Origin of the sequence: Streptomyces sp. SID10853 (genome assembly GCF_010548145.1) — a bacterium.
GTDB lineage: Bacteria > Actinomycetota > Actinomycetes > Streptomycetales > Streptomycetaceae > Streptomyces.
The window spans coordinates 1-6,455 of sequence record NZ_JAAGLN010000318.1 but is presented as its reverse complement, the minus strand read 5'-3'; the positions used below and the strand labels follow the sequence as shown (position 1 = coordinate 6,455).

6 protein-coding genes are annotated in these 6,455 nt (G+C 68.4%); 2 read left to right on the top strand and 4 right to left on the bottom strand.

The window, feature by feature from the left end; genetic code table 11:
- Window positions 1–642 (top strand): nucleotide disphospho-sugar-binding domain-containing protein (locus tag G3I19_RS33410; protein ID WP_343235287.1); only part of this gene is annotated, 642 nt, incomplete at its 5' end.
- A gap of 67 nt (window positions 643–709) precedes the next feature.
- Here the strand turns inward: G3I19_RS33410 and G3I19_RS33405 are convergent.
- Genes G3I19_RS33405 through G3I19_RS33395 form a run of 3 tightly spaced genes read right to left on the bottom strand, consistent with a single transcriptional unit; the run spans window position 710 to window position 3,853 of the window.
- Window positions 710–1,627 (bottom strand): carbohydrate ABC transporter permease, encoded by a 918-nt coding sequence (locus G3I19_RS33405; protein ID WP_164267461.1) that lies wholly within the window; start codon window positions 1,625–1,627, stop codon window positions 710–712.
- Window positions 1,624–2,538 carry a sugar ABC transporter permease gene (locus G3I19_RS33400; RefSeq protein ID WP_164267460.1) on the bottom strand — a complete coding sequence of 305 codons (915 nt, stop codon included), beginning with the start codon at window positions 2,536–2,538 and terminating at the stop codon, window positions 1,624–1,626. Before G3I19_RS33400 ends, G3I19_RS33405 begins: the two co-directional genes overlap by 4 nt.
- Before the next feature lie 22 nt (window positions 2,539–2,560).
- Entirely contained in the window at window positions 2,561–3,853 is a 1,293-nt protein-coding gene (locus G3I19_RS33395) for an ABC transporter substrate-binding protein (RefSeq protein WP_164267459.1), read from the bottom strand.
- 268 nt (window positions 3,854–4,121) lie between these two features.
- Here G3I19_RS33395 and G3I19_RS33390 point away from each other — a divergent pair, with 268 nt between their 5' ends.
- Window positions 4,122–6,152: an NPCBM/NEW2 domain-containing protein gene (locus tag G3I19_RS33390; protein ID WP_164267458.1), complete on the top strand. Its 2,031-nt coding sequence runs from the start codon at window positions 4,122–4,124 to the stop codon at window positions 6,150–6,152.
- On the opposite strand, the gene G3I19_RS33385 is transcribed toward G3I19_RS33390, so the two are convergent.
- On the bottom strand, window positions 6,142–6,455 hold a 314-nt coding region (locus tag G3I19_RS33385; RefSeq protein WP_164267457.1), incomplete at its 5' end, for an ROK family protein. The two genes, G3I19_RS33390 and G3I19_RS33385, sit on opposite strands and share 11 nt — an antisense overlap.

Genomic DNA, 6,455 nt, shown 5'->3' with positions numbered 1-6,455 from the left:
CGACCGGGGCTCGATGTCGTCGGGAACTGGTGGCCCCAGGTGCCGCCCGGTGCACAACTGCCCGTGCCGCTCGCGGAGTTCCTGGCCGCAGGCCCGCCGCCGGTGTTCGTCGGCTTCGGCAGCATGGGGCACGGCGAGGGCGGGCGGCTCGGTGCTCTCGCCGTACGGGCGCTGCGCCGGGCCGGGGTCCGGGGGGTGCTCCAGTCGGGGCGGGCGGGCCTCTCGGCGGGCGACGACGTGGCAGGGGCCCTGGCCGGCCAGGACATGGCCGGGGACGACATGCTGACGGTCGGCCAGGTACCGCACGAGTTTCTCTTCCCGCGGCTCGCGGCCGTCGTGCATCACGCGGGTGCGGGCACCGCTTCGCACGCGCTGCGGGCCGGCGTCCCGTCGGTCCCCGTCCCGGTGACGGCCGACCAGCCGTTCTGCGCGTCCCGGCTCGCCGCCGTGGGCGCCGGGACTCCCCCGCTGCCGTTCGCGGCCCTGTCGCAGGGCGGGGCCGAGACGCGCCTCGCGGAGGCGGTCCGTACCGCCGTACGGGACCCGTCCCTGCGGCGGGCGGCCCGGAGGGGGGCCGCTGTGATGGACACCGAGGACGGGGCGGGGGCGGTCATCGGGGCGGTGGAGGCCGCCGGGGGCTGAGGGGAAATGGAGGGGGCACGGCCTCAGCCGACCGTGCCCCCTCCCCGTGACCTCCGCTACCGGCGGCTCACTTGCTGGAGCCGAGCGTCAGCCCCGCGATGAAGTGCCGCTGCAGCAGCAGGAAGACCACGAGCGTGGGCAGCGCCACGATCACGGAACCCGCGGCCAGCAGGTTGTAGTCCGTGAAGAACTGGCCCCGGAGGTTGTTCAGCGCCGAGGTGATCGGCAGTTTGTCGCCGTCGGACATGAAGACCAGCGCCCACAGGAAGTCGTTGTACATCCAGGTGAACTCAAGGGTGGCGAGCGCGGCGATGGCGGGGCGGCAGAGCGGCAGCGTGATCCGCCAGAACTGGGTCCACACCCCCGCGCCGTCGACGATCGCCGCCTCCAGGATCTCCTGCGGCAGGGTGCGCATGAAGTTCGCGAGGACGAAGACGCAGAAGCCGATCTGGAACCCGATCTGGACCACGATGACGGCCCAGTACGAGTCGAACATCGTCATCGAGTCGGACATCCAGTACGGCAGCGGGATGCGGTTGAACACGACGTACAGCGGGGTCACGATGACCTGCTGCGGCAGCAGGTTCCCCGCGGTGAAGAGCATCAGCAGGACGATGCCGCCGCGCAGCCTGATCCGGGAGACCGCGAAGGCCACGAACGACGCCAGGAAGAGCGTGACGATGACCCCGGGCACCGCGATGATCAGGGTGTTGACGAAGTACTTCGTCATGCCCGAGTCGCTGAACGCCTCTTTGTAGTAGTGGAAGGACAGATGCCGCGGCAGCGAGAAGTAGCCGTACTTGGAGGTCTCGTCGTACGGCCTGAGGGAGGCGTAGACCGCGAGGAGCAGGGGCGCGAGGAAGGCGATCGAGACGCCCATCAGGAAGACGTGCAGCCCGATCCGGCCGGGGCGCGTCCCCCGGCGGCGGGCGGCGGGCGCGGACGCCGGGACCGCGGTGGGCGGCGGAGCGGTGTCGACGGTCATCGGGACTTCTCTCCTCGGATCTCCTGCACCAGATACGTCACAACGAAGCCCATGGAGACGGCCAGCAGCACCACGGCGATGGCCGAGCCGAAGCCGATCCTGCTGGCCTCGCCGATGATGTTGTCGGTGACGAGCACCGAGAGCACTTCCAGGCCGTTGCGGCCGTGGTTGACCGCGTAGACGATGTCGAAGGCGCGCAGCGACTCGATGACGGTGATGACACCGACGATGACGTTGACCGGCCGCAGGGTCGGGAAGACGACCCGGAAGAAGGTCTGTGCCTCGCTCGCGCCGTCGATGGCCGCCGCTTCCTTGAGCGAGGGGTCCACGGCCTTCAGCCCGGCCAGATAGAGGATCATCACGTAGCCGGTGTGCCGCCAGGCGGCGGCCAGCAGGATCATCCAGATGTTGAGGTTCGGGTCGCCGAGCCAATCGGTGGGGTTCTTGGTGTTGCCGATGAGGGCGTTGAGCACGCCCTGGTCGCGGGAGAAGATCAGCTGGGCGATGAATCCCACGACGGCGAGTGAGAGCACCACCGGCATGTAGAGCGTCGACTGGTAGAAGCGGCTGAAGCGCACGCCACGGTCGATGAGCACCGCCAGCAGCAGCCCGAACGGCACCGCGACGAGCCCGAGGAAGCCCAGCCACAGCAGGTTGTGCCGGACCGCGGGCCAGAAGGGCGGGTAGTTGGTGAAGAGGTTCGCGTAGTTCTGCGTGCCCACCCACTTGATGGGTCCGACGCCGTCCCAGCTGGTGAAGGAGAGCACGACGGATGCGAGCGTCGGTCCCCACACGATGGCGATGTCGAGCAGGACGGGTATGCCCAGCAGCAGCCCGAGCACGACGAGGTCGCGCCGGGTGAAGCGGCGTCGGCCTCGTCGTGCGGAGCGCCGCGCGGTGTTGAGCGCCACGGTCTGTACTCCAGGGGGCTGTTCACTCGGAAGCGAAGATGGTCTTCTTCTGCCGCTCGATGTCGTTGCACAGGCCGTCGACGTCGTTCGGGGTGGAGATGAACTTCTGGATGGCCGGGATCATCACCGTCGACGCGAAGTCGGGGCGGGTGTCGCGGTCCATGAACTGTGAGATCTGCTTCGCCCCGGATATGAGCTCGGCCGACTTCTTCTGCAGCGCGGTGTACTTCGACAGGTCGGCGCCGCTGTTGACCGCGATGTTGTTGGGGTCACCGGCCAGGTAGATGTCCTCGGCCCTGGGTGTGGCCAGCCACTTGAGCAGGTCCTTGGCACTCTCCATGGACTTCTTGTTCTTGAGTTCCTTGGACTTCTTCGCCAGCAGGAAGCCGTCGATGGGCGCCTCGACCGCGTCCTGGCCGTGCTCCGGGTTGATCTCCGGGAAGGCGAAGAAGTCGATGTCGGAACGCTCGGCGGCGGGGAACTGCTGGCCCGGGTGCGGCATTCCGAGGACGACCATGCCGATCTCGCGCTTCTGGAGGCTCTGCCCGGTCTCCTGCCAGGTACGGCCGTTGGCGCCCGGCTGGCAGTACGGCAGGAGGCGGCGCCAGGTGTCGAAGACGTCCTTGACCCGCTTGTCGGTCCATGACTCCTCGCCCGCCATCAGGGACTTGTGGAAGTCGTAGCCGTTGGTCCGCATATTGATGTAGTCGAAGGTGCCCATCGCGGGCCACCCGTCCTTGTCGCAGAAGCCGATGGGGACGAGCTTGTCCTTCTTCATCTGCTTGGCGAGCGTGATGTAGTCGTCGAGGGTCTTCGGGGCCTCGTAGCCGTACTTGGTGAAGAGGCTCTTCCGGTGGAAGACCGCCCACGGGTAGTAGTAGTACGGCGTGAAGTACTGCTTTCCGTCCGCCCCCGTCGACTGGGCCTTGAGCGCGGGTGTGAAGCCCTTGTAGTCCTGCCAGAGGTCGCTGATGTCGTACAGCAGGCCCTTTTTGGCGAAGTACTGCATACGGTTCCCCGCGAACCACATGAAGACCTCGTCGGGGTCGCTCTGCAGATAGCGGTTGATGTTCTCCTGGAAGCTGTTGTGGTCAACGGTGTTGACCTTGATCTTCCGGCCTTCCTTGGACTGCTTCTCATAAGCCGCGAAGGCGTCCGCGAACGCCTTCTTCGGTACCGCGTCCGAGGAGTTCGACCCCAGTTTGATGGTCTTGGCGTCGCCCCCCGGGCCACTGCTGCACGCGGCAAGGAGCGAAGGCAGCGCCACAGCGCCGGCACCGACTGCCGCGCCACGCAGAAGATTCCGGCGGGACATCCGATGTCCAGCCACACTTCCGGGCACGACTGAACCGTTGTACGAAGACTGCGCCATGTCCCCCTCCTCCAGGGTGAAACCCAACACAACCGAACGCGAGGATTGGATCTCACTCCCAAGTGACGTGCCAGTCAAGGGTTTAGGCGAGATATCGAACAACCGTTACCGCGCCTCTTCCAACAGACTCCAACAAGCCCTACCGTAAACGCTCGCCATGACGCGTACATGAAGTCATCCGATCACGGGCCCCGTACGGAGGAACGTAACGATGCGTCACCTTCCCCCCAGTCACACCCGCCCCCTGCGCCGAAGAATCCTCGGAGCACTGGTCACCGCACTGCTCTGCGCCGGTGGGCTCGCCACACCCGCCGCCGCCAGGAGCGCGCCCGACACCGTCACGCCGAAAGCCGACAACGGTCTGGCGCTCACACCTCCGATGGGTTTCAACAACTGGAACTCCACGCACTGCCGCGCGGACTTCAACGAGGCGATGGTCGAGGGCATCGCCGACATCTTCGTGGACAAGGGCCTCAAGGCCGCCGGGTACCAGTATGTGAACCTCGACGACTGCTGGGCGCTGCCCGAGCGCAACGCAGACGGGAAGCTGGTGCCGGATCCGGTGCGTTTCCCCCACGGAATCAAGGCAGTTGCCGACTACGTCCACGCCAAGGGGCTCAAGCTCGGCATCTACACGAGCGCGGGCACCAGGACGTGCGACAGCACCGGCCTGCCCGGAGCACTGGGCCACGAGGTCAGCGACGCCCGGCAGTTCGCCGACTGGGGCGTGGACTACCTCAAGTACGACAACTGCAACAACCAGGGTGTGGACGCCGTGCAGCGCTATACGGCGATGCGCGACGCACTCGCCGCCACCGGCCGCCCGATCGTCTACAGCATCTGCGAATGGGGCTCCAACAAGCCCTGGGAGTGGGCCGGTGACATCGGCAACCTCTGGCGCACGACCGGAGACATCAGCGACAACTGGGCCTCGATGCTGTCGATCCTCAAGCAGAACCTGCCGCTCGCCGCGGCCGCGGGGCCCGGACACTGGAACGACCCGGACATGCTGGAGGTCGGCAACGGCGGGATGACCGACACCGAGTACCGCACGCACTTCTCGATGTGGTCGGTCATGGCGGCGCCCCTCCTGATCGGCACCGATCTGCGCAAGGCGTCGGACGAGACGTACGGCATCGTGACCAACAAAGAGGTCATCGCCGTGGACCAGGACCCGCTCGGCAAGCAGGGCACCGTGCTCTCGTCCGACGGCGGGCGCTGGGTGGTCACCAAGGAGATGAAGGACGGCAGCCGCGCCGTCGCCCTCTTCAACGAGACGGACAGCCCCCAGCGCATCTCCACCACCACCACCGCGGCCGGTCTGCCGAAGGCCGCCGCGTACACCGAGCGGGACCTGTGGCAGCACCGGACCTACAGCACGGCGGGGACCCTCGCGGCCACCGTGCCCGCGCACGGCACGGTGCTGCTGCGCGTCGCCGCCGACCGCAAGTGGGCGACGTACCCGCCGGCCGTCGACACCGGCATCAGCGGCCCGCTGCTGACCGAGGCAGGCAGCACCGCTGCGGTGACCACCACGGTCACCGACCTGGGCCGCCTCCCGGCGCTCCGGGTGCGCGCCTCGCTCACCGGACCGGCCGGCTGGACCGTGAAGGCCGTCTCGGGGGCCTCGGCGCCCGCTGTACCGGCCGGGACGTCACTGCGTACGTCCTGGAGGGTCACCGCCCCCGCGGGGACGCCTGCGGGCGCCTACGCGCTTCAGCTGGCATCGGCGTACCGCTCACCGGCCGGCGAGTCCGTCCGGTCCACGCAGTCCGTGCCCGTGCAGGTCGTCGAGGCACCGCCCGCCGGGAGCCCGTACCTCAGCGATCTGCCGGAGATGTCGGCCGCCAACGGCTGGGGCCCGGTGGAGAAGGACACCAGCAACGGCGAGGACCAGCCGGGCGACGGAAACCCGCTCACGATCGGCGGGACTGAGTACGCCAAGGGGCTCGGGGTGCACGCGCCGAGCAGCGTGGAGTACTACACGGGCGGCGGCTGCTCCCGGGTCAGCGCCGATGTGGGCGTCGACGACGAGAAGGGCACCAAGGGGACGGTCACCTTCGAGATCTGGGCCGACGGCAGGAAGGCCGCGTCGACCGGCGTCCTCACCAACGGGATGCCGGCGCAGCCGCTCTCGGCGGATGTGAGCGGCGCGCGGACGGTGCGGCTGGTGGTCACCGACGGCGGGGACGGCAACGACTCCGACCACGCCGACTGGGCCGGGGCGCGGCTCAGCTGCTGACGCCCGCTGCCGCCCCGTCCGGTTCACCGAGCGAGGCGGCAGCAGCCGCACCGACCAGACCCGCGTCATTGCCCATGAGCGCGGGCGCCACCTTCAGCTGCTGTACGAAGGAGAGCGTGGCGTAGTCCCGCAGCGCGCGGCGCAGCGGGACGAACAGCACATCGCCCGCGCCCGCCACTCCCCCGCCTATCACCGCGATGTCGATCTCGACCAGGGTCGCGGTGGCGGCGATCCCGGCGGCGAGCGCCTGGGCCGCGCGCTCGAAGGACGCGATGGCGGTGCGGTCCCCCGCCCGCGCGGAGG

Bases quoted from the DNA above. Each gene is read 5' to 3' on its own strand.
- G3I19_RS33405 (WP_164267461.1), bottom strand. From the start codon at position 1,627: ATGACCGTCGACACCGCTCCGCCGCCCACCGCGGTCCCGGCGTCCGCG.
- G3I19_RS33395 (WP_164267459.1), bottom strand. From the start codon at position 3,853: ATGTCCCGCCGGAATCTTCTGCGTGGCGCGGCAGTCGGTGCCGGCGCT.
- G3I19_RS33390 (WP_164267458.1), top strand. From the start codon at position 4,122: ATGCGTCACCTTCCCCCCAGTCACACCCGCCCCCTGCGCCGAAGAATC.